Origin of the sequence: Flavobacterium sp. NRK F7 (assembly GCF_024054195.1) — a bacterium.
GTDB lineage: Bacteria > Bacteroidota > Bacteroidia > Flavobacteriales > Flavobacteriaceae > Flavobacterium.
This window is the reverse complement of the sequence record NZ_JAMXLB010000001.1, coordinates 1,428,249-1,453,103: the sequence shown is the minus strand read 5'-3', so window position 1 is coordinate 1,453,103 and position 24,855 is coordinate 1,428,249. Positions and strand designations below refer to the sequence as shown.

20 protein-coding genes and 2 tRNA genes are annotated in these 24,855 nt (G+C 31.3%); 13 read left to right on the top strand and 9 right to left on the bottom strand.

The genetic code is table 11. The features are described 5' to 3' along the window. Positions 1-13 precede the first annotated feature (13 nt). The 5 genes from NHF47_RS06240 to NHF47_RS06220 all read right to left on the bottom strand — a co-directional run bounded on the left by NHF47_RS06240 (position 14) and on the right by NHF47_RS06220 (position 7,178). Positions 14-2,797 carry an outer membrane beta-barrel protein gene (locus NHF47_RS06240; RefSeq protein ID WP_252764121.1) on the bottom strand — a complete coding sequence of 928 codons (2,784 nt, stop codon included), beginning with the start codon at positions 2,795-2,797 and terminating at the stop codon, positions 14-16. An 83-nt stretch (positions 2,798-2,880) separates the two neighbouring features. Further along, entirely contained in the window at positions 2,881-4,002 is a 1,122-nt protein-coding gene (gene leuB, locus NHF47_RS06235; RefSeq protein WP_252764120.1) for a 3-isopropylmalate dehydrogenase, read from the bottom strand. A gap of 10 nt (positions 4,003-4,012) precedes the next feature. After that, positions 4,013-4,621, bottom strand: a complete 609-nt coding sequence (leuD, locus tag NHF47_RS06230) for a 3-isopropylmalate dehydratase small subunit (RefSeq protein ID WP_252764119.1) — start codon at positions 4,619-4,621, stop codon at positions 4,013-4,015. Positions 4,622-4,623: 2 nt separating this feature from the next. Continuing rightward, positions 4,624-6,009, bottom strand: a complete 1,386-nt coding sequence (gene leuC / locus NHF47_RS06225; protein WP_252764118.1) for a 3-isopropylmalate dehydratase large subunit — start codon at positions 6,007-6,009, stop codon at positions 4,624-4,626. Between the two features lie 2 nt (positions 6,010-6,011). Continuing rightward, the gene (locus tag NHF47_RS06220; RefSeq protein ID WP_252764117.1) at positions 6,012-7,178 is read right to left on the bottom strand and encodes a 2-isopropylmalate synthase; all 1,167 of its coding nucleotides are present in this window, start codon (positions 7,176-7,178) and stop codon (positions 6,012-6,014) included. A gap of 155 nt (positions 7,179-7,333) precedes the next feature. Here NHF47_RS06220 and NHF47_RS06215 point away from each other — a divergent pair, with 155 nt between their 5' ends. The 3 genes from NHF47_RS06215 to NHF47_RS06205 all read left to right on the top strand — a co-directional run bounded on the left by NHF47_RS06215 (position 7,334) and on the right by NHF47_RS06205 (position 12,010). Continuing rightward, positions 7,334-8,878 (top strand): hypothetical protein, encoded by a 1,545-nt coding sequence (locus NHF47_RS06215; RefSeq protein ID WP_252764116.1) that lies wholly within the window; start codon positions 7,334-7,336, stop codon positions 8,876-8,878. Positions 8,879-9,031: 153 nt separating this feature from the next. Continuing rightward, positions 9,032-10,921, top strand: a complete 1,890-nt coding sequence (locus NHF47_RS06210; protein WP_252764115.1) for a T9SS type A sorting domain-containing protein — start codon at positions 9,032-9,034, stop codon at positions 10,919-10,921. Between the two features lie 192 nt (positions 10,922-11,113). Further along, a complete protein-coding gene (locus NHF47_RS06205) occupies positions 11,114-12,010 on the top strand; it encodes a T9SS type A sorting domain-containing protein (protein ID WP_252764114.1) in 897 nt (298 codons plus the stop codon). Positions 12,011-12,071: 61 nt separating this feature from the next. On the opposite strand, the gene der is transcribed toward NHF47_RS06205, so the two are convergent. Beyond that, positions 12,072-13,382, bottom strand: a complete 1,311-nt coding sequence (der, locus tag NHF47_RS06200; protein ID WP_252764113.1) for a ribosome biogenesis GTPase Der — start codon at positions 13,380-13,382, stop codon at positions 12,072-12,074. Between the two features lie 155 nt (positions 13,383-13,537). Here der and NHF47_RS06195 point away from each other — a divergent pair, with 155 nt between their 5' ends. After that, on the top strand, positions 13,538-14,026 hold the full coding sequence (locus NHF47_RS06195) for a hypothetical protein (protein WP_252764112.1): 489 nt from the start codon (positions 13,538-13,540) through the stop codon (positions 14,024-14,026). Here the strand turns inward: NHF47_RS06195 and era are convergent, their stop codons facing one another. Further along, on the bottom strand, positions 14,027-14,908 hold the full coding sequence (era, locus tag NHF47_RS06190; protein ID WP_252764111.1) for a GTPase Era: 882 nt from the start codon (positions 14,906-14,908) through the stop codon (positions 14,027-14,029). A 218-nt stretch (positions 14,909-15,126) separates the two neighbouring features. On the opposite strand from era, the gene NHF47_RS06185 reads away from it, so the two are divergent. The 7 genes from NHF47_RS06185 to NHF47_RS06155 all read left to right on the top strand — a co-directional run bounded on the left by NHF47_RS06185 (position 15,127) and on the right by NHF47_RS06155 (position 20,341). Beyond that, positions 15,127-15,199, top strand: a tRNA-Met gene (locus NHF47_RS06185). Positions 15,200-15,232: 33 nt separating this feature from the next. Beyond that, positions 15,233-15,305, top strand: a tRNA-Met gene (locus NHF47_RS06180). 64 nt (positions 15,306-15,369) lie between these two features. Continuing rightward, positions 15,370-16,581: a tyrosine-type recombinase/integrase gene (locus NHF47_RS06175; RefSeq protein WP_252764110.1), complete on the top strand. Its 1,212-nt coding sequence runs from the start codon at positions 15,370-15,372 to the stop codon at positions 16,579-16,581. 158 nt (positions 16,582-16,739) lie between these two features. Further along, on the top strand, positions 16,740-17,822 hold the full coding sequence (locus NHF47_RS06170) for an ATP-binding protein (protein WP_252764109.1): 1,083 nt from the start codon (positions 16,740-16,742) through the stop codon (positions 17,820-17,822). Beyond that, positions 17,815-18,492, top strand: a complete 678-nt coding sequence (locus NHF47_RS06165) for a response regulator transcription factor (RefSeq protein WP_252764108.1) — start codon at positions 17,815-17,817, stop codon at positions 18,490-18,492. Before NHF47_RS06170 ends, NHF47_RS06165 begins: the two co-directional genes overlap by 8 nt. Positions 18,493-18,651: 159 nt before the next feature. Continuing rightward, complete coding sequence (locus NHF47_RS06160) at positions 18,652-18,999, top strand: hypothetical protein (protein ID WP_252764107.1); 348 nt, start codon at positions 18,652-18,654, stop codon at positions 18,997-18,999. Between the two features lie 4 nt (positions 19,000-19,003). Beyond that, complete coding sequence (locus NHF47_RS06155; protein WP_252764106.1) at positions 19,004-20,341, top strand: TrkH family potassium uptake protein; 1,338 nt, start codon at positions 19,004-19,006, stop codon at positions 20,339-20,341. Positions 20,342-20,582: 241 nt separating this feature from the next. On the opposite strand, the gene NHF47_RS06150 is transcribed toward NHF47_RS06155, so the two are convergent. Then, positions 20,583-21,806 (bottom strand): right-handed parallel beta-helix repeat-containing protein, encoded by a 1,224-nt coding sequence (locus NHF47_RS06150; RefSeq protein ID WP_252764105.1) that lies wholly within the window; start codon positions 21,804-21,806, stop codon positions 20,583-20,585. Positions 21,807-22,930: 1,124 nt separating this feature from the next. Here NHF47_RS06150 and NHF47_RS06145 point away from each other — a divergent pair. Next, entirely contained in the window at positions 22,931-23,320 is a 390-nt protein-coding gene (locus NHF47_RS06145; RefSeq protein ID WP_252764104.1) for a DUF1398 domain-containing protein, read from the top strand. 110 nt (positions 23,321-23,430) lie between these two features. On the opposite strand, the gene NHF47_RS06140 is transcribed toward NHF47_RS06145, so the two are convergent. Further along, positions 23,431-24,108, bottom strand: coding sequence for a YceI family protein (locus tag NHF47_RS06140; protein WP_252764103.1), 678 nt, complete (start codon positions 24,106-24,108; stop codon positions 23,431-23,433). A 216-nt stretch (positions 24,109-24,324) separates the two neighbouring features. Between NHF47_RS06140 and NHF47_RS06135 the strand changes: the two genes are divergently transcribed. Continuing rightward, positions 24,325-24,654, top strand: a complete 330-nt coding sequence (locus tag NHF47_RS06135) for a YegP family protein (RefSeq protein ID WP_252764102.1) — start codon at positions 24,325-24,327, stop codon at positions 24,652-24,654. Positions 24,655-24,855: the final 201 nt, after the last annotated feature.

Below are 24,855 nucleotides of genomic sequence, written 5' to 3'. Positions count from 1 at the left end.
GGAGCACCTTTTTTTAATGTATCATGAAACGATTTCCATCTTTCTTTTTACCACCAAATTTTTCCAACTTATATGTTAAAGAGAACATCACATATTGTTGTAAAACGGTATTTTCTTCATCTGTAATGGCAGTGGGTGTAATGGTTCGTGTAGCATTCACATTTTGGTTTAACAAATCATACACTTTTACTTTAGCTAATAATTGTTCGTTAAAGAAATTATAACCTAAACTCACATTCCACAAATAAAAGTCTTTTTGAAAACCATTTGCAATATTTGAATTATATGTATATCCAAAATCATTTCCTAAAACTACATTTTTAGGCCAATAGGTAGTCGCTTCCAGTTTAAAAATATGTCTGAACGTATTGGTTTTATCGATTACATAATTTTCAAAAGAAGTAGAATTATAAGTATAACGATACGAAGGAGCAATAGTAACTAAATCATCGATGGACCAAGAAAGGTTTGCTCTAGGATTCAATTGTATTCCTTTTGCTTGATATAAAGTAGCATTGGTTAAACCTTGATTAAAATCATAATTTACACCAATTCCAAATCCATACTTAAAGGTTCTCTTCTCTTTTTTATAGGATTTATTGACACTAAAACCCGTATAAAAATTATACGTTTGATCTATATTTTGATACGTTGTATTCGCTTTAAAATCGGCATCATAAACCGTTGAGCTTACAATTTGATTTTTGCGTAAACTTCCTCCAAAATAACTATAAAAACCAGAACGTGTTGCATAATCGTAATTATTGAAATTCATATACAAATTATGATTTTCTACTGGCTTTAAGAAAGCATTACCCGTAATGGTATTTAAGGGATTGGCTAAATTTTCAAAAGGCAACAATTGCTCTGCAGAAGGTAAATTTACATTATAGGTATAACGACTGTAAATCGATTTGGATTTGGCTACCTTATAATTGATATAAGCTCTTACATTAGGATACATATAATTGTTCTTTAATGTAGTAATCGTACTTAGATAAGTGGATTGATTGTCATAATTTAAAAAATCAGTCCCAAAATCGAGATTGAATCTGTATTTACTTTTGGTAATACTAATACCAACCGAACCATTAAAGGTATTGTTTCTTGAAAAAATTTGATTGGATAGCAAATCATTATAATCGGTATATGCATTTGTGACAGCATCAAAATCAAAAGTAGTTTTAGCGTTTCTAAAGCGTTGGGTTTTAAAAGAAGTTTCAAAGCTCAATTTTAAAGAATCGGTAATAGGTTCTGAATAACCCACTTCAAGTTCTAACATGTCCATTTTATCAGTATCCAATCGATTTTGATTTCTACTATCATCTGGATTTCCTGATTGATAAAAAACGGTATTAGTATTCGTATTTAAATTGGTTTCATTATCACTATATTCATTATTCATCGTAAAACTTACGCCTCTACCCTTGCGCTTTAGTTTTTTATAGAGATATAGATTATTGGTAAAACTAGAACGTTCCACATCTTGAAAATTATTTGTTGTATTTTCATTTAACAAGGCATTTGCACTATCAAAAGAACTAGAAAAACTAGTGTATTGATCTAACGTTTTATTTTTAGATATATTAGGGGATAAATATAATGTTGTTGTAGAATCTATTTTTACTTCTAAATCGAAGTTAATAGCATGTCCCGTATTGTCTGTTTTTGCATTCGACTCTGAATTGGTACTTGTATTCCCCGTAGGTAAAAGATTAATTCTACCCGTTCGATTTCTATTTTCAGTGATGGAATTTGTATAATAATAACTTCCATTAGGATCAACTTTTTTATTGAACCATTCGTCAGAAAAGTTGACACCAAGCATATTCGATTTTGTAATTCCTGAATTACCACCAAAACGCATTCCGTTGATTCCGAAACTACCATTACTATTGATGTAAACCGATTGATTTCTTCCGCCACCCATATTATCAAATATCTCATCCATAGAAAAGCCAACAGAGTTAATATTATTGGAAGAACCTAAAACACTTATTTTTTGAGTATCCTTAAAATAATTGAACAAAACACTCGATTCATAGCGATCATCGGTTCCATAACCTGCAGTTGCTTTACCAAATAAGCCTTTGTTTTTATCTTCTTGAATGGTAAGGTTAATGGTACTTGTATTGTCTGATGCAGTTTGCCCCGATAATTCCTCTTTTTTGGTTTTTGTATCGGTTACCTGTACTTTTTCAATCATTTCAGCAGGTAAATTTTGAGTGGCTATTTTTCCATCTTTTCCAAAAAAAGGTTTCCCATTCACTAAAATATTATTCACCTCTTTCCCATTCACCGTAATCTTACCATCAGTATCAATTTCAACACCTGGTAATTGTTTTAATAACTTTTCAACATTCGCATCTGGAGCCACTTTAAAAGATGAGGCATTAAACTCTAAGGTATCTGCTTTTACTGAAATCGGTGGAATTTCTGATTTAACCACTACTTCTTTTAATGAGGAAACATTTTCCTGTAATCCAATTGTACCTAAATCGATATCTTTTTGAAGAGAAGCAAATTGCTTTTTATAATCCAAGTAACCCGTGTACGAAACTCGTAATATTACAGGATAATCTAGTGTTTTTATTTTAAAGTTAAAATTTCCATTTTTATCAGAAATGGTATAATCGACAACAGTAGAATCACTTACTCTAGAAAAATAAACGGTTGCAGATTCTAAAGGTAATTTTAAGTTTTCGTCTATTAATTTTCCAGAAACAGCAACGGTACTTTGACTAAAAACAATACCACTTAACAACAAAACAAACAGGGACAAGTAAATTTTAAGCATAAAAAAATCGCGATTAATAACTAACCGCGAAATAAAGTTATTTCTTACAGTTTAAAAAGAAATAAACCCTTTTTAACTTAATTTTAAATATAAACAGACTTTCCTAATTTAATATTTTCAAAATGTGACCCTCCTATGGTTACATCTTGACTATCAATTAACTTTACGATAACATCACCTATTTCTGATGTACTTGATGGATTTTCTTTATTTAAATCTACTGTTCCAATATTTTCATTTAACATCGTTTCCACCGCTTTATAAATTAACCTCGCTTCATCATGTAAAGAAAATTGTTCTAATAACATCGCTGCACTTAAAATTGAAGCTACAGGATTGGCAATATTTTTACCCGTTGCTTGTGGATATGAACCATGAATAGGTTCAAACAAAGCGGTACCATTTCCAACTGAAGCTGAGGCTAACAAACCTATGGAACCACCAATAACACTTCCTTCATCAGAAATAATATCACCAAACATATTTTCTGTTAAAATGACATCAAACTGACTTGGATTTAAAATCATTTGCATAGCTGCATTATCTACAAATAGAAAGTCCAAAGCTACGTCTGGATAGTGTTTTGCTAAAGAAGTGACAACACGTCTCCACAATCTTGAAGTTTCTAAAACATTAGCTTTGTCTACCAAAGTTACTTTCTTACGTCTTTGTTGTGCCGCTTTAAACGCTAAATGCGCAATTCTTTCAATTTCATACTGTGCATACTCACATAAATCGGAAGCTACTGTTCCCTCTTCATTGAGTTGTTTTTCACCAAAATAAATTCCTCCAGTTAATTCTCTGTAAATAACCATATCCGTTCCTTGAATGATTTCTTTCTTTAATGGAGATTTTTCAAGTAACGAATCATAAGCTGTAATCGGACGAATATTAGCAAACAAACCTAATTCTTTTCTCAATTTCAACAAACCTTGTTCTGGTCTAACTTTTGCATCTGGATTGTTATCGTATTTTGGGTCACCAATTGCGCCAAAAAGAACAGCATCACTATTTTTACAGAGTGCTAATGTTTCTTCTGGTAATGGATTTCCAGTTTGATCAATAGCAATAGCCCCAACTAAAGCTTCTTTAAATTGAAAATCATGTCCGAAAGCATCTGCAATGGACTGTAATACTTTTACGGATTCTTTCGTTACCTCAGGACCTATACCATCTCCAGATAACACGGCTATTTTCATCTTCATAATAATTTCTTTAAATAACTATGGATTGTGTTTTATTTCTATTTGCTTCAAAAGCTTCAATTTTATCTTTATTACTTACTAAAAAGTCGATATCATCATACCCATTAATGAGACATAGTTTTTTATATGCATCAATTTCAAAAGTCTCTTGTAAACCTACATCCTTTACAGCAATGGTTTGTTTCTCTAAATCAATTATAAGTTCGGTTTCAGGATTTTGAGTAATTAAAGTTAAAACCTCTTTTAAAAACTCAGGGGAAACTTGGATGGGTAACAATCCATTATTTAGCGCATTTCCTTTAAAAATATCGGCAAAATAGCTAGAAACAATCACTTTAAAACCATAATCTGTTAAAGCCCAAGCCGCATGTTCTCTACTACTTCCACAACCAAAATTATCTCCTGCCACTAATATTTTTCCAGAATATTTAGGATTATTAAGTACAAAAGAACTAATAGGTTCATTATTTTCAAGAAAACGCCAATCTCTAAAAAGATTATTTCCAAAACCAACCTTGTTGGTAACCTTAAGAAATCTAGCAGGAATAATTTGATCGGTATCAATATTTTCTACTGGTAATGGAACCGCTTTAGAATAAAGTGTAGTGAATTTCTCCATGATTAATTCAGATGTTTTGTAATATCAATAATTTTACCTTCTACTGCTATGGCAGCTGCAACTAAAGGACTCGATAATAGGGTACGAGCACCTTGTCCTTGTCTTCCTTCAAAATTTCTATTTGAAGTAGACACACAATATTCTCCAGCTGGAATTTTGTCATCATTCATTGCTAAACATGCGGAACAACCGGGTTGACGAATTTCAAAACCAGCTTTTTCAAAAATAGCAGTTAATCCTTCTTCCTGAATTTGTTTGGCTACTTGTTGTGAACCAGGAACAATTAAGGCATTTACATGAGCCGCTTTTTGTTTGCCATTAATATATTGAGCCGCAATTCTGAAATCTTCAATTCTAGAATTAGTACAACTTCCTATAAAAACATAATTAATGGGGTTCTCTAGTAACGATTCTCCTTTACGGAAGCCCATATAATCTAAAGCTTTTGCAAATGATTCATCTTCCAACACTGGTATACGTTCATTAATTTTAATTCCCATCCCTGGATTGGTCCCATAGGTAATCATGGGAGCAATATCTGCTGCATCAAAAGTATACTCTTTATCAAAAACAGCACCTTCATCTGTTGGTAACGTTTTCCAATACGCTATTTTCTCCTCTAATTCATTTCCTTTTGGTGCAAATGTTCTTCCTTTTATGTATTCAAATGTAATATCGTCTGGAGCAATCATGCCTCCTCTTGCTCCCATTTCAATACTCATATTACAAACGGTCATTCTTCCTTCCATAGACATCTCCTGAAAAACATTCCCTGCATATTCACAGAAATAGCCTGTTCCTGCATTGGTTCCAATTTTTGAAATGATGTATAAAATAACATCTTTTGGAGTAACACCTTTGGCTAACTTTCCATTAACACTGACGCGAAGACTTTTGGGCTTATTTAATAACAAACACTGACTGGCAAACACTTGTGCCACCTGACTCGTTCCAATACCAAAAGCAATGGTTCCAAAAGCTCCATGAGTAGAAGTGTGACTGTCACCACAAACCATAGTCATGCCTGGTAACGTAATTCCTAATTCAGGAGCAATAACATGTACAATACCTTGATATTGATGTCCTAAATCGTATAAGGTAATATTATTTTTCTCGCAGTTTTTTGTTAACTGTTCCAATTGATTTTTCGACAAAAGATCTTTTATCGGCAAATGTTGATTTTTTGTAGGTACATTATGATCTGCAGTCGCGACAATTTGCTTTGGTCTAAAAATAGGAATCTGACGTTCTTCCAATTCAGCGAAAGCTTGTGGACTCGTAACTTCATGTATTAAATGTTTATCTATATATAGAATTTGAGGTCCATTAGGCACTTCACTTACCACATGACTATCCCACACTTTATCAAATAAGGTTTTCTTTTCCATATTTATGCTACGATTCCAATTTTATTATTTTCTATAATTCTATGCACGTCTTCATCTACCACTTCTTTCTTTCTATCAGCTACTTTTAGAAATTCCTGATATACTACATCCAATTGTAATTTGGTTAATTCGTACCCAATTTTTTTTGCTCTGTAAGCTAACGCTGCCCTTCCACTTCTAGCTGTTAAAATAATGGATGATTCAGTCACGCCCACATCTTCCGGATTAATTATTTCATACGTTTCACGATTTTTAATTACTCCATCTTGATGAATTCCAGAGCTGTGTGCAAAAGCATTGGCTCCGACAATAGCTTTGTTAGGTTGTACTAGCATCCCCATACTTTCAGAAACTAAATGACTCATTTCATTTAATAATTTAGAATTGATAGTAGTATCTAAACCTAAAGTAGGATGCTGTCTTAAAATCATGACCACTTCCTCCAAAGAGGTGTTTCCTGCTCGCTCCCCTATACCATTAATCGTACATTCAACCTGTCTTGCACCATTTATAACGCCTGCAATAGAATTGGCTGTAGCCAAACCTAAATCATTATGACAATGACATGATAAAATAGCTCTTTCTATGCCTTTCACATGCGCTGTTAAATATTTTATTTTTGCTCCATATTCTTCAGGCAAACAATATCCTGTTGTATCTGGAATATTTAAAACCGTAGCTCCTGCAGCCACTACTTCAGAACAAACTTGAGCTAAAAAAACATTATCAGTTCTTCCTGCGTCTTCTGCATAAAACTCCACATCATCAACAAATTTTTTAGCAAAAGAAACTGCTTTAACTGCTCGCTCGATTATTTCGTCTTTAGAAGCATTGAACTTGTATTTTATATGCGAATCTGACGTACCTATTCCAGTGTGTATTCTTGGCTTTTTTGCATATCTTAAAGCTTGCGCAGCTACTTCAATATCCTTTTCAACAGCTCTAGTCAAACCACACACAGTTGCATTCTTAACAATTTTGGCAATCGCTTCCACAGCTTCAAAATCTCCTGGACTTGAAATCGGAAAACCTGCTTCAATTACATCTACCCCTAATTCATCTAAACGTTTAGCAATAATTAGTTTTTGCTCTTTGTTTAGTTTACAGCCTGGAACTTGTTCTCCATCGCGCAAGGTGGTATCGAAAATTTGTACTTTCCCTTTCTCCATAAAAGAATTATTAAACTTAATTTTAATTTATGAATACAAATTTATACTTTGCTTCATGTAAAGGGGGTTTTTAAATTTTTCTTTTACAGTATTAAAACTATTTTTTTATTTTACAACAATCTGATTTACAAAAACTTAACAACTGCTTTTTTACAATGGCAAACGTATCAAAAGACAATTTATTCATCTTAATCAAATCGCTTTCAAGATCAGAAAAGCGACAGTTTAAATTATATGCCAATCGATTAGATGTAAATGTAAATGCCAAATTTCTTTTACTTTTTAATCTTTTAGACAAAATGGATAGTTATAATGAAGAAGCTATTTTAAATAGTAAAATAGTAACTAAACTTCAGCTTTCCAACTTAAAAGCACATTTATACAAACAGATTTTGGTGAGCTTACGAATGAATCCTGTAAACCAAAATAATCGTATTTTAATCCGAGAACAACTTGATTTTGCAACAATTTTATACCATAAAGGCTTATACAAACAAAGCTTGAAAATTTTAGAAAAAGCCAAAATAGCAGCGTTAGAAAACGAAGAAAAAAATATTGCCTATGAAATTGTAGAACTTGAGAAAGTTATTGAATCACAGTACATCACGCGAAGTATTGTAGGTCGAGCAGACGAACTTACCACTCAAGCTAAAAAATTAAGCAAAGAAAATGTTATTGCCAGTAAACTTTCTAATCTTTCACTTCAATTATATAGCATTATGCTGAAGAGTGGTTATGCAAAAAGTGATGCTGAAATGCAAGAAATTACTCTGTATTTTAATAAAGAATTACCCCATTGTACTATCACTGATTTAGGATTTAGAGAAAAACTATGGCTTTATAAAGCGCATTTATGGTATAGTTTTTTGATTCAAGATTTTTTATCTTGCTATAAGTATGCTAAAAAATGGGTAGATTTATTTTATGACAACCCAAAAATGATTTATTTAAATCCGGTTTGGTATATTAAAGGAGTTACTTATTTATTAGAATGTTTGTATTTAATCAAACACAAAACCTTATTTAAAGAAACCCTTGATAAACTTGAAGAAACAATAGCTCTAGATGCTTTTCCAAAAAATGACAATGTCAGTATACTTAGCTTTTTATGTATCTATAATAGTAAATTAAATTTACACTTCATTGAAGGCACCTTTGACCAAGGCTTAGCTCTTATTGATCCAGTACTTAAAAAAATAAAAACAGATGAGGATAAAATAGACGAACACCATGTGATGGTCTTCTATTATAAAATAGCCTGCATGTATTTTGGTGTGGGTAACAATATAAAATGTATTGAATACTTACAAAAAATTATCGATAACAGAAATTTAACCATGCGCGAAGATCTCATGTGTTTTGCACGAGTCTTGAGTTTAGTTGCACATTATGAAGCTAGTTTAGACTATAAATTAGAATTACAATTGAAAAGTACCTATAAATTTTTAATCAAAATGAATGACTTACATGAAGTTCAACGCGAAATGATTAAATTTTTAAGAAATTTAGGTAGCATTTATCCGCATCAATTAAAAGGAGAGTTCAAAAAATTGCACAGTCGATTGAAAAAATATGAAGATCATCCTTACGAAAGAAGAGCCTTTTTATATTTAGATATTATTTCATGGTTAGAAAGCAAAATTGAAAACAGACCTATAATGACTATTATTAAAGAAAAAGGCTCCGCAACCATTCGATAAAAAATAAATTAAATTAATTAGTGTTAAAAAAGGGTGTTTTTCCCCTTTCAATTAACGTTGATTCATAAAATACTTTGTTTACAGAAGTTAGCATCTTTGTCCTGTGATCACAAACAAAATATTTTACAACAAACAATTAATTAATTTAATACAATGAAAAAATTATATACAATCTTAATTATTTTTATATGGAGCTTTACGAATGCTCAATGTATAATGAATGGTTCCTTAGATGCAACTTGTCTTAGCAACAATGGTATTACATGTATTGGAAATTGGCAAGCAACACATGGATCTCCAAGTTCGTCTGGAGTAGTAAACTCTAATACTTGGGTGTGGATGTGGTCTCATTCCAACAGAGGTGAAGGTATTTATACCAATTATAATTTCGTCCAAGGCCAAAATTATCAAATCTCTTTCGACATCAGAACAGACACTAATATTAGCAACCCAAATAACACAGTGCTTAATTCATTGGTCTTAGTAAAAGCATTTAATGGTTTAACTACTTCTAGTGGCGATGCTGTTCCTGCCAATTTAATAAGCAATGGACAAGTTATTTTACAAAGTACAATTGCTACTTATAGAAGTAATAATTGGACAAGAGTTACAATTAATTATGTTCCTAGTCAAAATTATTCTCAATTATGTTTCTTTCCCTTTATGAATGCTGATTCAAGACCAAATGGAAGCGCGCAAGTAGAAATGGAAATTGATAATATTGAGGTGATTCCTCCAGTAACTTCTGTTTTTCATTTTCAGGATGCCAACAATAATGTAAAAACAGATTTTTGTCAAGGAGAAAGCATCTTTTTAAACGGAACTGCTTCCTTTGGAGAAGACCAATATTATTTAGATGTTTGGAGAAGACCTATTGGTTCTACAGCTGCATTTCAATGGCAAGCTAGAAAAGGCACTAATGGTTGGACACCAGGTCAATTAGGAGTCTTAAATTTAACTTCTATTTTTGGCGGACAAGGATACACTTTTGTACAAGGTTATGAATATCAGGTTAAAGTTGCTACAGCATCTAGTCCTTGTGTAGGTTGGGTTCCTACCACTCATGAATTCAGGGTAGTAAGCGCTGGTGGTTCACCAAACTTTACTTACACTTCTTCTTGTGCGGCTAATGGTACTATATCTGTTACTGTAACTGCAACAGATACCACTGTAGGCTTAAATCACTGGTGGGGATTAATGGAAACTGCTGTTTCTGGATCGACTACCGATACAAATACGATTGGACAAATTGGAGGCATTCAAAATGGTACTTCTGTAACCTTCACAGGATTAACAAGAGATAAATTCTATTATATTAAGCATGGTGTATATAATAGTTGTCAACCTTGGTCGGAAATGAGAATTGCGTTACCACAAAATGTATATTGGAGTAATTATACTACCGATTTCAATTTCACAAATATTTCTTATAATGGCAGTTCGGTTTCTGTAACAGTTGAAGCACTTCAAAATCCAGTTTTTGTAAACCACCATTGGTCTATTTCCTATGCTCCAAATGGAAATACCACAGGAAATAATCCTGTACCTGGAAACCCAATTATTTGTTGTACAGCTGCACCAGCAACTTTCAACAACGGTTTAACTGTGAATACTTGGTATTACATTAAACATGGCATTTGGAATGATTGTGCTCCTTGGAATGAAACTAGAAAAGCTTTTAGAATCTATATTCAAGGTAAACTAGCGAACGGTAATCCCGATTACGCAATAGAAACTTTAGACATTAAAGACACTGAACCTTATCCTTATGAAAAAAAGGCAACAGTTACAGCAAATGAATTTTTAATGTATCCAAACCCTATTCAAAAAGGTAGGACTTGTTCTGTCAGTATCGATTCAAATAACATAAAAGAAGTTATTTTAGTTGATTTATTAGGCAAATCGGAAACCATTCCTTTTGAAGTAAAAGACGCAAATACGATTACATTTCCAATATCAGAAAACAAATCGAAAGGTATTTACGTGGTCAAAATGATAACTAAAAAGGATAGCTTACTTACCCAAAAACTAGTCATCGAATAACATTGGATTTAAAACAACTTAATGAGAGTGAGGATTATTATTTCCTCACTCTCTTATTGGATTAAAAACTACCCATTAAAAAAAGGGTGATTTTCCCCTTTAATTTCGGGAGATTTCTTACCGCTTTATTTTACAATAGTTTGAATATTTGCATATCGAAAATAACAAATAAAAATCTAATTATAAATAAACATGAGAACAACATTATTATTGGCGACTTTTTTACTTACTTCTTTTTTTGGTATTTCTCAAAATCTTACCAATGGCAGTTTGAGCGGAAACTGTATCGGAAATGGTTTTAGCGCACCAAGCTGTATTAAAGGTTGGGCTGCTAGTCATGGAACTCCTGTAGTTTCTGGAAACTTAAACACAAATACTTGGGCAACGTTACGTGTTACAAAAGAAAATGGTGGTGGTATTTATACAAACTATGCTTTTGAAGTTGGAAAAAAATATGAAATCTCGTTTAAGGTAAAGGCGGTTACCAATTTAAATGCAGAAGAAATTAAAGCACAAAATCCATCTGTCAATGTAAGAACTGCGAGCAATTTATCAAATACTACTTCAGATAAGCTACCTAAAATTGAAGAAACAAGTGAATTAGCATGGGCTTTTGAAGTAAATAAGGCAAAATCATTTTGGCAAATTGTACGTTTCACTTTTATTCCTATCCAAAATAATGCCCAACTTTGGTTTTATCCTTCTGTAGACAATGCTACTAAATTAGGAATGAGCAGTATGGTGCAAATGGAGATTGATGACATTACGGTTCAAGAATTAAGAGACAATCATTTGGTACATTTTCAAAGTACATCTCAAACGTATTCTGATGATTTTGTAGAATCGGTAGTCGTAGTTTCAAATCCAATTTTTAGAGGACGTGTTTCTAAAATTTTTACCAATGATAGTAATTTAAAAGAAATCAGCTTGATTGACTTATCTGGAAATATCAAAAATATAAACTTTACTATTGCAAATAAAGAAACTATCAATTTCGTTTTAGATGAAGCTACAGCACCAACGATTTATACTTTGAAAATGACACATCAAAATGGTAAAATTATTACCAAAAAAATAATAGTGCAATAATAAGAATGAGGTTGTTGTACTAAACGAAAGAGCTTTCAGTTATTGAAAGCTCTTTTTATTTTTATTTTTGTCTGAAATAAATATCGATAGGTACTCCAGAAAAATTATATTGTTCGCGTAATTTATTTTCAATAAAACGTTTGTAAGGCTCTTTAATATATTGAGGTAAATTAGCAAAAAACACAAATTGAGGAGTTGGCGTTGGCAACTGCATACAATATTTAATTTTTACATATTTCCCTTTTATAGCTGGTGGTGGATAGGCTTCAATTATAGGTAGCATTAAATCATTGAACTTAGAAGTTGCAATACGTTGCTTTCTGTTTTCATACACTTCTACTGCCACTTCTAAAGCCTTTAATAAACGTTGCTTCGTTAAAGCCGACACAAATAAAATAGGCACATCGGTAAAGGGTTGTAACTCCTCACGTATTTTTCTTTCATAATCACGTGTAGACATAGTATCTTTTTCAATTAAATCCCATTTATTTACTAAGATTACAATACCCTTTCTATTTTTTTCGGCCAACCAAAATATATTCTGATCTTGACCTTCAAAACCTCTAGTAGCATCAATCATTAAGATACACACATCGCTATGTTCAATCGCTCGAACCGAACGCATTACCGAATAAAACTCTAAATCTTCTTTTACTTTTGCTTTTCTTCGAATTCCTGCTGTGTCAACCAGTTTAAATTCGAAACCAAAACGATTATAAGTGGTATCAATCGCATCTCTTGTCGTTCCAGCAATATCGGTCACTACAAAACGATCTTCACCAATTAATGCATTTATAAATGAAGATTTACCAGCATTTGGTCTTCCCACTACTGTAAATTTTGGTAACGGATTTTCTTCTTCAGAAACTTCTGGTAATTCAGGTAAAACCTCAACCAATTTATCTAACAATTCTCCAGTACCACTTCCGTTCATTCCTGCAATGGTAAAATATTCGCCTAGACCAAGCGCATAAAACTCCACAGCATCTTTTTCACGAGCTCCATTATCCACTTTATTAACAGCTAATAAAATAGGCTTGGTTACTTTTCGAAGTAATTTTGCTACTTCTTCATCCATTGGAGTAACTCCTTCTTCAACATCTACTACAAAAATAATAGCATCCGCTTCATCAATAGCTAATTCAACCTGACGTCTAATTTCTCCTTCGAAAATATCATCCGAACCTTTAATATATCCTCCTGTATCAATTACAGAAAAGGCTTTTCCATTCCACTCACTTTTACCATAATTTCGATCTCTGGTAACACCACTCACAGAATCCACAATCGCATCTCTACGTTGTATTAAACGGTTGAAAAAAGTTGATTTTCCAACATTGGGTCTACCTACTATGGCTACAATATTATTCATTCCTTATTTTTTTGAAAGTGCAAAGATAATCATTTAGATTTTAGAAAAATGCATTTGCTTTTTCTATTTAATCTCTTTATTTACAGCACAATAAATTCAAACCTATTCTTTTATTTTAATATTTTTTTGTAGATTAGTACTGAAAACCCCTGCTTATGGAGAAAAACATTACCCTACGACTTCGTTTTTATACTGTAGCCAATAAACCAATGGATGTGGTATTACATGAATTTGAAAAATTAAAATCGGAAATTGAACCCGATTATAAAATAAAAATTTCTGACCATCATATTTGGCTCAGTTTAGGTGTCTTAAAAAGAGAAAAATATTCGCCGCATCTGCATTTGCAATTAGAACGCATGGAAGATGGTAACACGGCTGTAAATGGTCTTTATGGACCAGATCCCGTGTTATGGACCCTTTTTATTTTCTTACATTTTTTAGTAGCTGTATTTTTCTTTATTGCAGGTGTTTCTGCCTACTCTAAAGCTAGCTTAGGGCAACCTTTTAAAATTGAAATCATTATTATGACTACCTTGGTAATGGCTTGGTTTCTCCTATATTATATGGCTCGAAAAAATAGAAAAAAAGGAATCCCAGAAATGTATCAATTACAAAGTTTAATGGAACGAATAGTTCATTAACTATTTTTGGTTGTAACCAAATCTTCTCAGTTGATTCATGTTACTTCTCCAATCCTTGTTGACTTTGACATAAGTTTCTAAAAAGATTTGTTTGCCAAAGAATTTTTCTAAATCTTCTCTGGCTTGCGTTCCCACTTTTTTAAGTGCTGCCCCTTTGTGTCCAATAATTATTCCTTTTTGAGTATCTCTTTCTACCATAATTACCGCTCGAATACGAATAATTTTCTCGTCTTCTTTGAATTCTTCAGTATCAATTTCTACAGCATACGGGATTTCTTTATCATAATTCAGTAAGATTTTCTCTCTAATCGTTTCATTTACAAAAAAGCGTTCAGGCTTATCGGTTAAAGAATCTTTTGGATAATATGGCGGTGATACGGGTAACAATTCAATAATGCGATCAAAAACAGCTTGCACATTAAAGTTTTCCAATGCAGAAATTGCAAAAATCTCCGCATTAGGTACTTTTTCAGCCCACATGGTAACTTGTTCTTCCAATTGTTCTTGATTGGATTTATCTATTTTATTTAACAATAATAAAACAGGTATTTTTGAATGAATAATTTTATTAAAGAAACTCTCGTCTTTTAATTCTTTCTCTCCTATTTCTACCATGTATAACAAAACATCTGCATCTTCAAACGCATTTTTTACAAAACCCATCATTGAGTTTTGCAATTCATAAGCGGGTTTAATAATCCCTGGTGTATCGGATAAAATCATTTGAAAATCATCTCCATTCACTATTCCTAAGATACGGTGACGTGTAGTTTGAGCTTTACTTGTAATGATTGACAGTCGCTCACCCACTAAGGCATTCATTAATGTTGACTTTCCAACATTGGGATTACCAATAATATTTACAAAACCTGCTTTATGCATGAGATTTATCTTTTAAATTAAATTTATGTAACCGAATGTCCACTGGACATCCTTCTCTTAATATCAAATCAATAATATTTACAAAACCTGCTTTATGTTCCATAATTCATTATTTATGATGCAAAGGTAGTTATATCAGATGAATACAAGAAATTTTAATTTTTTTATGGTTTTTTCTTGTTTTTCAATATAATCGTTGTATTTTTGCACTCACAAATCGCGGGATAGAGCAGTAGGCAGCTCGTCGGGCTCATAACCCGAAGGTCACAGGTTCGAGTCCTGTTCCCGCTACTAAGAAATTTTATTGAAATTACAAACGCACATCGCGGGATAGAGCAGTAGGCAGCTCGTCGGGCTCATAACCCGAAGGTCACAGGTTCGAGTCCTGTTCCCGCTACTAAGCTCGGCTTAAAAACAATAAAATTCTATGCGGTTTTGAAGAAATTTAAAACCGCTTTTTTATGCCCATAAGTAAGGAAATTTTACAAAATGCATACGATAACGCATACGATTTTAAAATTTTGAAAGACTACTCAGAACCAAAAATTTACGATGCAAAAGGCGATTTAAATAAACGCTGGTATGTGTATTACTCTTACCGTAATCCCATTACAAAAAAATTAGAACGACAAACTCCTATCTATGCAGGAGTAAATAATTACAAAACTTTAAAGGAACGCAAAGAAGCTGCAAAAAATCTTAGAGATGCTATTTCTAAAATTTTAAAGAATGGCTTTAATCCTTATTCTGATCTATTAGAAGACAAAAAGGACTATTCTATTAAAGAATGTATTTCACTTGTATTTGACTTAAAGAAAGCTACGCTATCTGAAAAAAGTTATTCTGATTTTAAGAGCCGAATTAATCGTTTTACAAAATGGTTATTTAGTAATACTGGATTAACGGAAGACAATTCGATACATTTTATTAGTAAAAAAATTGTAATTACTTATCTCAATCAAGTTCTTGAAGAAAGTTCGTCCAGGAATAGAAATAACACTCGTATTTGCTTATCAATGTTTTATGGTGCTTTGGAAGACAATGAAATTGTTAAGGCAAACTTTGTCAGTAAAATTAACGTTTTAAAAACTTCACCTGAAAGAAACAAAACCTATTCTAAAAAACAGGAAGCAGCTATCTTTGAAAAATTAGAACATGATTTGATATTAAAACTATTCGTTCAATTCATTTCTTACAACTTTTTAAGACCTATAGAAGTTATTCGACTTAAAATAAAAGACATTAATCTTGAAGAGAAAAAAGTATTTGTCCGGGCGAAAAATAAAATTGACAAAGTCAAAATCATTCCTGATATTTTAATCCAAGAATTACCCAACTTGAATAACCTGGATCAAGAACATTATTTATTTACTCCAAAAGCAATTGGTGGCCAATGGACCGCAAGAGAAACAAACAAACGTGATTATTTTTCGAAACGTTTTAATGATGTAATTAAAAAGCCTCTTAACCTTGGGAAAGATTATGGTTTGTATAGTTTTAGACATACCTATATTACAAAGCTGTACAACGAACTGGTTAAAGATGCTACTCCATTTGAAGCTAAAAGTAAATTGATGTTGATTACTGGTCATACAACCATGACAGCTTTGGAGAAATATCTACGAGATATCGATGCAGCACTACCTGAAGATTATAGCGATTTAATTAAATAGCCTTCTACCCTATTCTATAAAATTATCCACTTGTTTTGTAAAAAAAGTCCGGCACTTGCTTATGGAGCTAAATAGAATTATTAATTCCACAATTCTATTTTCAAATCTAAATTTTTATAAAATATTTATATTGGAATAATTAACTTTGAAATAAAAAATTGGAATTACTAAAAACAAGAACCTACAGTAAAAAGAATCAGTACTTTATAAGTATTCTTCTTATTGTTTTAACCTCAATTGCTTGCTATCTTTCTGTAGATATCATAGGCTTTAGAACCGTAGCTTTGATTTTACTTTTAGCAGTTTCGCTTAATGCAATTTTGTTCGATATTTTTCCAGTTATGCTTTCCGCCCTCTTAAGTGCGTTAATTTGGAACTTCTTTTTTATACCCCCTATATTAACCTTACATATTGGCTCTCCTGAAGACGGATTAATGTTTCTTATGTATTTTGTAATTGCTTTGATAAATGTGGTTTTAACGAATAAAGTTAGAGAAGTGGAAAGAAAAAAGAGAGATGAAGAAGAAAAAGTAAAAACAATACAATTATACAACACCTTATTTAATTCACTTTCGCACGAATTAAAAACCCCAATATCTACAATTATTGGAGCAATTGATACCATAAAAGATAATCAAACCAAAATATCAGAAAACAATAAAAACGAATTATATACTGAAATTGAAATTGCTAGTAATAGATTAAATAGACAAGTTGAAAATCTTTTGAATATGAGTCGACTTGAAGCTGGTTTTATTCAACCTAGAAAAGATTGGTGTGATTTGAATGAGCTTATTTTTACAGTTTTAAGAACTTTAAAAGACGAGTCAATGTATCATATAATTGAATTTACTCCTAATGAAGAAATTCCATTGGCTAAAATAGACTCAGGCTTAACGGAACAAATAGTTTATAATTTAATTTATAACGCACTTCAGTACACTCCAACAAACTCAACTATAAAAATTAAATTGGATTATAACAATGACAATTGTATTATTACAATTTCCGATAATGGCAAAGGATTCCCAGAAAATGAAATTGCTTTTGTCTTTGATAAATTCTATCGTTTAAATAATACCGCTGCTGGAGGAACTGGTTTAGGTCTTTCAATAGTCAAAGGTTTTGTTGAAGCAATGAATGGAGAGATACAATTAGAAAATTTATCTAAAGGTGGTGCCAAATTTACAATTCAAATACCTTGTGATTTTTCAATAAATACAGAATTAGAAAATGAATAAAGCAGAGATATTAATCATTGACGACGAACCTCAAATTAGAAAATTACTTCAAATAAACTTAGAAAGTAACGATTATAAAGTAATTCAAGCAAGTAATGGAAAAGAAGGTTTAATGTTAGCTGCAAATCATCCTCCTGATGTCATATTACTTGATATAGGTTTACCTGATAAAAGCGGCCACGAGGTTCTAAAAGAATTAAGAGAGTGGTACAACAAACCAATTATTATTCTGTCTGTACAAGATAATGAAACGGATATTATTTCAGCGCTTGACAACGGTGCAACCGACTATCTAACCAAACCTTTTAGAACAGGTGAATTACTGGCAAGAATTCGCTCTGCAATTCGTAGAAGTCAAAACACTACTAATAATTCAAGTATAATTTGTGGTGATATCGAAATTGATTTTGTTGCTAGAATTGTAAAAAGAAAAGGAGAAATAGTAAAACTTACTTCTACAGAATATAACTTATTAATCTTATTTGCTAAAAATGAAGGTAAAGTTCTAACGCATCAATTTATTCTAAAAGAAATTTGGGGATATGGCTATCAAACTGAAACACAATATTTGAGAGTATTTGTAGGCACATTGCGAAAAAAAATAGAAGAAAACTATAATAACCCACAACATATTATTACTGAAAGCGGTGTTGGATATCGCTTTGAATAATCTTTATAAAATCTTTATATAACCCTATTAAACCTTGATTTTTTATTTATCACTTTCAACGGAACTTTGTAGTATCAAAAACAAAGAGATGTTAAAGGGTGATTGAATAAAAAAATCCATTTATCCCTTCCAAACATTTCATTTTTAGACTTCTAAATAATGAATAATAAAATACCCATGACCGAAAAAATAGCAGGTGAAATTGTAAAAATCTGCTTTGATGTCTCAGAATTTTCAAAACTTTATGATCAAGAGCATCCCAAAAACCCTTCAAAACTATTTGAAATTAGTGAAGAAATAAAAAAAGGGTTCAAATGGTTTACTAATATCGATAGTGAGAATGAAATGTATTTGAAAACAAATGAATATATCCATTCCGTTAACAAAGCATTGGAGTTATACCAGGATTCAAATGTTGTAATGAAAAACAAAGACAAAATAATACTTCAACTTACTCAATTACAACTCCATCTTTCAAATCTTAAAAAAGAATTTTCAACTAAGTAAAATCATGAGAAATATAACCAAAAGATATAGAAAATTTCAATTATCGTTATCTCCACAACAAAACTTACTTTATGGTTTTTTAACTTACACTTTTATTGGATGCATATTACTTTGTTTACCAATTTGTCACAAACAATTTGTCAATCCAATAGATAACCTTTTTACTGCAACTTCGGCAATTTCAACTACAGGTTTAGTTACTGTAAGTATTTTTGATTCTTATAACTGGTTGGGTCAATTCATTGTAATGTTGTTGATTCAAATTGGTGGTATTGGTTATATGACCTTTACCTCTTTTGTGTTATTATCTAAAAAAAGTCCATTAACGCATTGGCATCAAAGAGTCTTAAATGCAGAGTTTTCTATGCCAAAAGGCTTTGAAATAAAGGATTTTTTAAAATCTGTAATTATCTTTACAATAGTAATTGAAACTCTTGGTGCATTATGCTTCTATATTGCTTTCACTCAAGAAGGAGTTGAACATAATTTTGCAATGTGGAGTAGTATTTTTCACAGTGTTTCTTCATTCTGTACAGCTGGTTTTGGACTCTATAATGATAGTTTCGAGCAATTTGCAGACAATACATCTATTAATACTATAATTTCTGTATTATCTATTTGTGGTTCATTAGGTTTTATTGTTGTTACCGATTTTTGGAATCGTTTTTCAGGGAAAACAAAAACAATTACCTACACCACAAAGATAATTTTTGGAGTAATTACTTTGCTGCTTACTTTTGGGACTATCATGTTTTATTTTTTTGAACCTTCAATAAATAATTTACAAGATAGTAAACTAATGGCTTCATTTTTCCAATCTATGTCAGCTTTAACTACTGTTGGTTTCAATACCATACCTATTGGAAAACTATCTTTAGTAATTCAACTTGTTCTTATATTTCTAATGTATGTTGGTGCTTCCCCATCAGGGACAGGTGGTGGAATGAAATCTACAACATTGACAGCACTTATTGCGATAATGTGGAATAGAATACGAAACAACAAACAAGTTACTTTCTTTGGAAAAGTAATTCCAATTGAAAGGCTTTATGTAGCTACCTCGGTATTCATACTGTATGCTTCCGTATTATTTGTATCTACTTTCTTACTAGCTCTTACCGAAAACTTACCTCTTGATAAAATTTTATTTGAAACTACTTCTGCCATAGGAACAGTTGGTCTGAGTACTGGAATAACAGGCAGCTTAACCGCATTTGGGAAAATAAATTTAATAATGGTAATGTTTATCGGTCGATTAGGTGTTTTAACTTTTGGATTGGCAATTCTGGCTAAAAGAAAAGGAATTAAAACAAAAATGGACGAATGTGATTTAGCTGTTTAAATCTCTAAACCAACTCCCTACTAAAAAAGTATACTTCAATTCTCCAAATAAAATACATTTACGTCTATTTTTACTGAAAATATAGGCGTAAATATTTTATAATAACATTTATTTTGAAGATTATAGTAATTTAATTAAATATCCTTCCACCCTATTCTATAAAAATCATCTACCTGTTTTATAAAAAATTGGTGTGGTATTTCTTTATGACGTTTAAAAAGTATTCTTAACTTCCATTCATTCACTGATTCAAAATCCAACCAGACAACTCATAATTATAAACATCTGTATGAGAATTATATGCTACAGTATTATTAAAAATTTCTGCATTATCAACATCGTTGCTATGAATCCCGCTTTTCCCGTTGTCATAACAAATATTATTTTCAACTCGTATAATACCATTAAAACCATTATACGTTGTACCACTTCTTAGAAGAGCAATTCCTTTTCCTTCATCAATTCCCGTTGTACAAATTGTTTTACTCTGCACCCATGAATACAATTCGTTGTAGTTACTGTATACTAAATTGCCTTTAATCAATATTTTTTGAACGTTATTATTTATACCTGAATTTGCAGTTAATCCTTCTATTACAAACCCGTGAGTTCCGACAGATGCTCTAGAAGAGTTATGATGCACTTGATTCTTTATTAGAGTAACGTAATCAGAAGCTGTCACTCGAATACCTCCTCCAGGAAAATGATGCACTTCGCAATTTAAAATTTCGATATTATTAGAGAGATTAACTAAAATTCCTTTTGAATCAAATAAATTAGGCCGTTGCACATTTAAACCACTAATATCTGGAAGTCCAGAATAAGTAATATGACTGGTTAATACATTTGGAGGAATATCTGAACAACTCCCTAAACTATAAGCTGTACATATCTCTTGTTTACGATCTCCATAAATCCAATTTCCACCTGAATCATAACGATAAGTACCCCAATACATCCAAGCCAATTGCAGTGGTATTTTTTCAGAAACCCCAACAATTTCTATATCTTGAATTCTTATAAAACTACAATTTCTGATATTTAGAGCAATATCGCCATCACATTCAAAAATAACTTCTTCATTGTTATAAGGTTGAATCGTTATCCAAGCGGAAGTATTTCCATTAATGTTATTTAAACGAGCAACACTTCCGTTGTTACCTACATCTTTCCAAACAACATCTCCAATATTTTCAGGATTGTAATCTGCTGAAGTTAATGCAGAAAATGTTGTAAAAGTAGGATTTCGATAAATTCCATTTCGAATAAAAATAAAAACACTTGTAGAAGGATTACTTTGTATAAAGTTATTTGCAATTGTTGCCGCTTTGGAGATTGTTGCATAAGGATTTCCAAGAGTTCCATTTCCAGAAACGTCGTTTCCAGATAAAGAGACAAAATAGGCTTGTTGCGAAAAAGTAAAAATACTACTGAGAAAAAATAAGTAAAGTACAATTGTTTTCATTGGATTTCATTTTACCCAAAATTAATTCTTTAATCATCAATAAGTTTCTTATTATCATCAAGATAGGTTTAATAATCGTCAATTATAATTTCGTGTTACCTTTATTTAAAAAATATTTTAAATAAGATGATTTTCAATGATAACTTGGATTAAAAATAATTTCTAATTTCTAACTCTTTTTCAATTCAATTATTTCTTTTATATTTACAATCAAGTTTAGACTTATTATTATTTAAGTCTATTAAAAGACACCCATCATTACAATTGATGGGTTTTTTATTTTTACTATTCTTAGAACCCAAAAAAAGCAAAAAACTATAATGAAATTATCTGAGTATATAAAAAAGAGAAATGGAGTTCCTATAGTACATTCTAAATCACTTCAAAATAACCTAAAAAGATCACTAGGAGCTAAAAATTTTTCAACCTTTTGGAACTTTTGGAATCCAATTTTTAGCTATTATCTTGGTACAAAAATATTTAAACCCTTAAAAAAAATATTTCCCATAGGATTTTCTCTAGTTCTGACATTTGTTTTCTGTGGTCTAATTCATGATTTAGTAACGACTGTAGTAAGAGCAAAAATTTCGCTATTTTTTACGGTTTGGTTTTTTATAATGGGAATTTTGGTTGTCCTCTCAAAACAAATCGATTATGACTTATCGCATAAGAAATGGATTCTAAGAGCATTCGTAAATCTATCCCTAATTGGTGTTTGTTTATTTTTTACTATTGTTTTAAATAGATTCCTTCATTTTTATTAAAATGTACAGAAGAAATAAAAAAGCCCCTTAAAACGGGGCTTACAAAAGTGGACTATCTAATCACAATGATAATCTTCATTCAGTTATTTGGTTAACAGCCGTAAAATTAACATCTACCAGAAATAGTATCGTCATAAAATCTATTAACTTATCCCAATAATTGCCCTAATTATTAAAGGGATGGCACGGATTAGATAAGGAACACTTTTAAATCAAACTTTAATTTCTGCTAATCAAATTTATTAAAAATTTCAATAGCAATTCTTAAAATAAAATTAAGATTATATTTGTAATTACTTTTCTTTTAAAAAAAAGCCATTTTATAAACTAAGGTTATTTCACAAATAAATCTAAAAAAATATGTTTACTCTTGAACAAATCAAAACAGCTCATGGAAAAGTGAAATCAGGTGCTGATTTCCCTTCTTATATAAAAGAGATTAAAGCATTAGGCGTTACACATTATGAATCTTATGTTCCTGATGGTCATGTTGATTATCATGGATTAAATAATTATATTGTAAAAGCACCTAAAAAGTATGCACCTAAACCCGTTTCAGATGAAGTTAAAATAGACCAATTTAAATCTGAATTACTGGCACACCAACAAGGAAAGACCGATTATCTTACGTTCATTACAATGTGTGCTGAAACAGGTATTGAAAAATGGCAAATTTGCTTGAATAAAATGACTTGCACTTATTTTGATAAAACAGGGAAAGAAGTCTTACTAGAGCAAATACCTCAATAATATAAAACTTAATTATTAGAAAGATACATCAATTTATTTCTAAATCAATACAACAAAAAAAGACATCTAATTTGATGTCTTTTTATATTTAAAATAGTGGTTAAAACTTCTTATTTAGTTGCTTTAACAGCTACACTAATTTCGATGTCTTTACTAATCATCCATTCAGCAGGATCAGCTTCTGTAGTACCAAATTTAATACCCCAATCTGCACGATTCACTGTGAAATCTGCTAAAACAGTTACCGTATTGTCTACTACATCTATTTTAGCTGGGAAAGATACATTCATAGTGTTTCCTAATAAAGTTAGATTACCACTTAACATTTTGTTAGCACCTACAACTCCTTCTCCTTCTGCAACAGGAGCAGTTAGGTCTTCCACTTTAGTAATTTTAAAATCTGCCGTTTTATTATTCTCTACGTTAAAGAAATCAGCATTTTTTAAATGCGCTTCTAAATCCGCTGCTTTTTTTCCTTCTTCTGTAACTGAAGCTGGATCAACTTTTAAAGACTCCATATCAATAACAAAGCTACCTGCATTCACAGCATCTCCAGAAACTGAAATTTCACCAGTTTGAATACTTAAAGTTCCCCAGCGTGGAGCAAAACCACCTTTGTGAAACGCTTTCCATTTTACAACAGAAGCTGTAGTATCTACAGCAAATACATTTTCTGTTGTTGCTGCTACTTCTTGCTCTTCAGTTGTTGTCGTGTCTGTTTTTTTATCTCCACACGATACTAAAATAAAACCTGCTGCTACTAAAGCAAATAAACCCTTTTTTGTCATAATGTTCGTTTTAAATTATTTTATTTTTTTGAATGGAACAAATTACGGAATTTCAAATGAAAACAAAAGTTAATCTAGATTAAGAAATGAATAAAAACAAGATTTTTTAAATAATCTTTGAATTATAAAGCATTCCATTTGAAAATCATTTTTATAGTAACCCAATTTTTAGTACATTTAAAAGATAAATTTTATCTTAACTTAAAAAGTATCACTATGGGAAAATTTGTAATCTCAAAAAGAACTAATGGAGAATTTCAATTTAATTTAAAAGCTACTAACGGACAAGTTATTTTAGCGAGTGAAGGTTATGCAACCAAAGCCAACTGTCAAAACGGTATTGAATCTGTAAAAAAGAATTCGCAAATAGAGGAACGTTTTGAAAAGAAAACTTCTTCTAATGGAAAAGCTTATTTCTCTCTTAAAGCTTCTAACGGCCAAATTATTGGTTCTAGTGAAATGTATGAAAGCACAGCAGCTCGCGATAACGGAATTGAATCGGTTAAAAAAAATGCTCCTGATGCAACTGTTGAAGATTTGAGCTAACAACTTAGGATATCACTTTATTTAAAAGCTATTGTTTTTCAATAGCTTTTTTTATTTTATAAAAAATTGTATTTCAAACACTTAACTGTAATAACAAAATATTTTTTAACTTTTCTGTAACATTTTTAATTACTTCAACGTAAAACTACTATCAAAGAAATTGAAATTGTAAACCCTATGAAAACTGCCCCTACTCTTCTT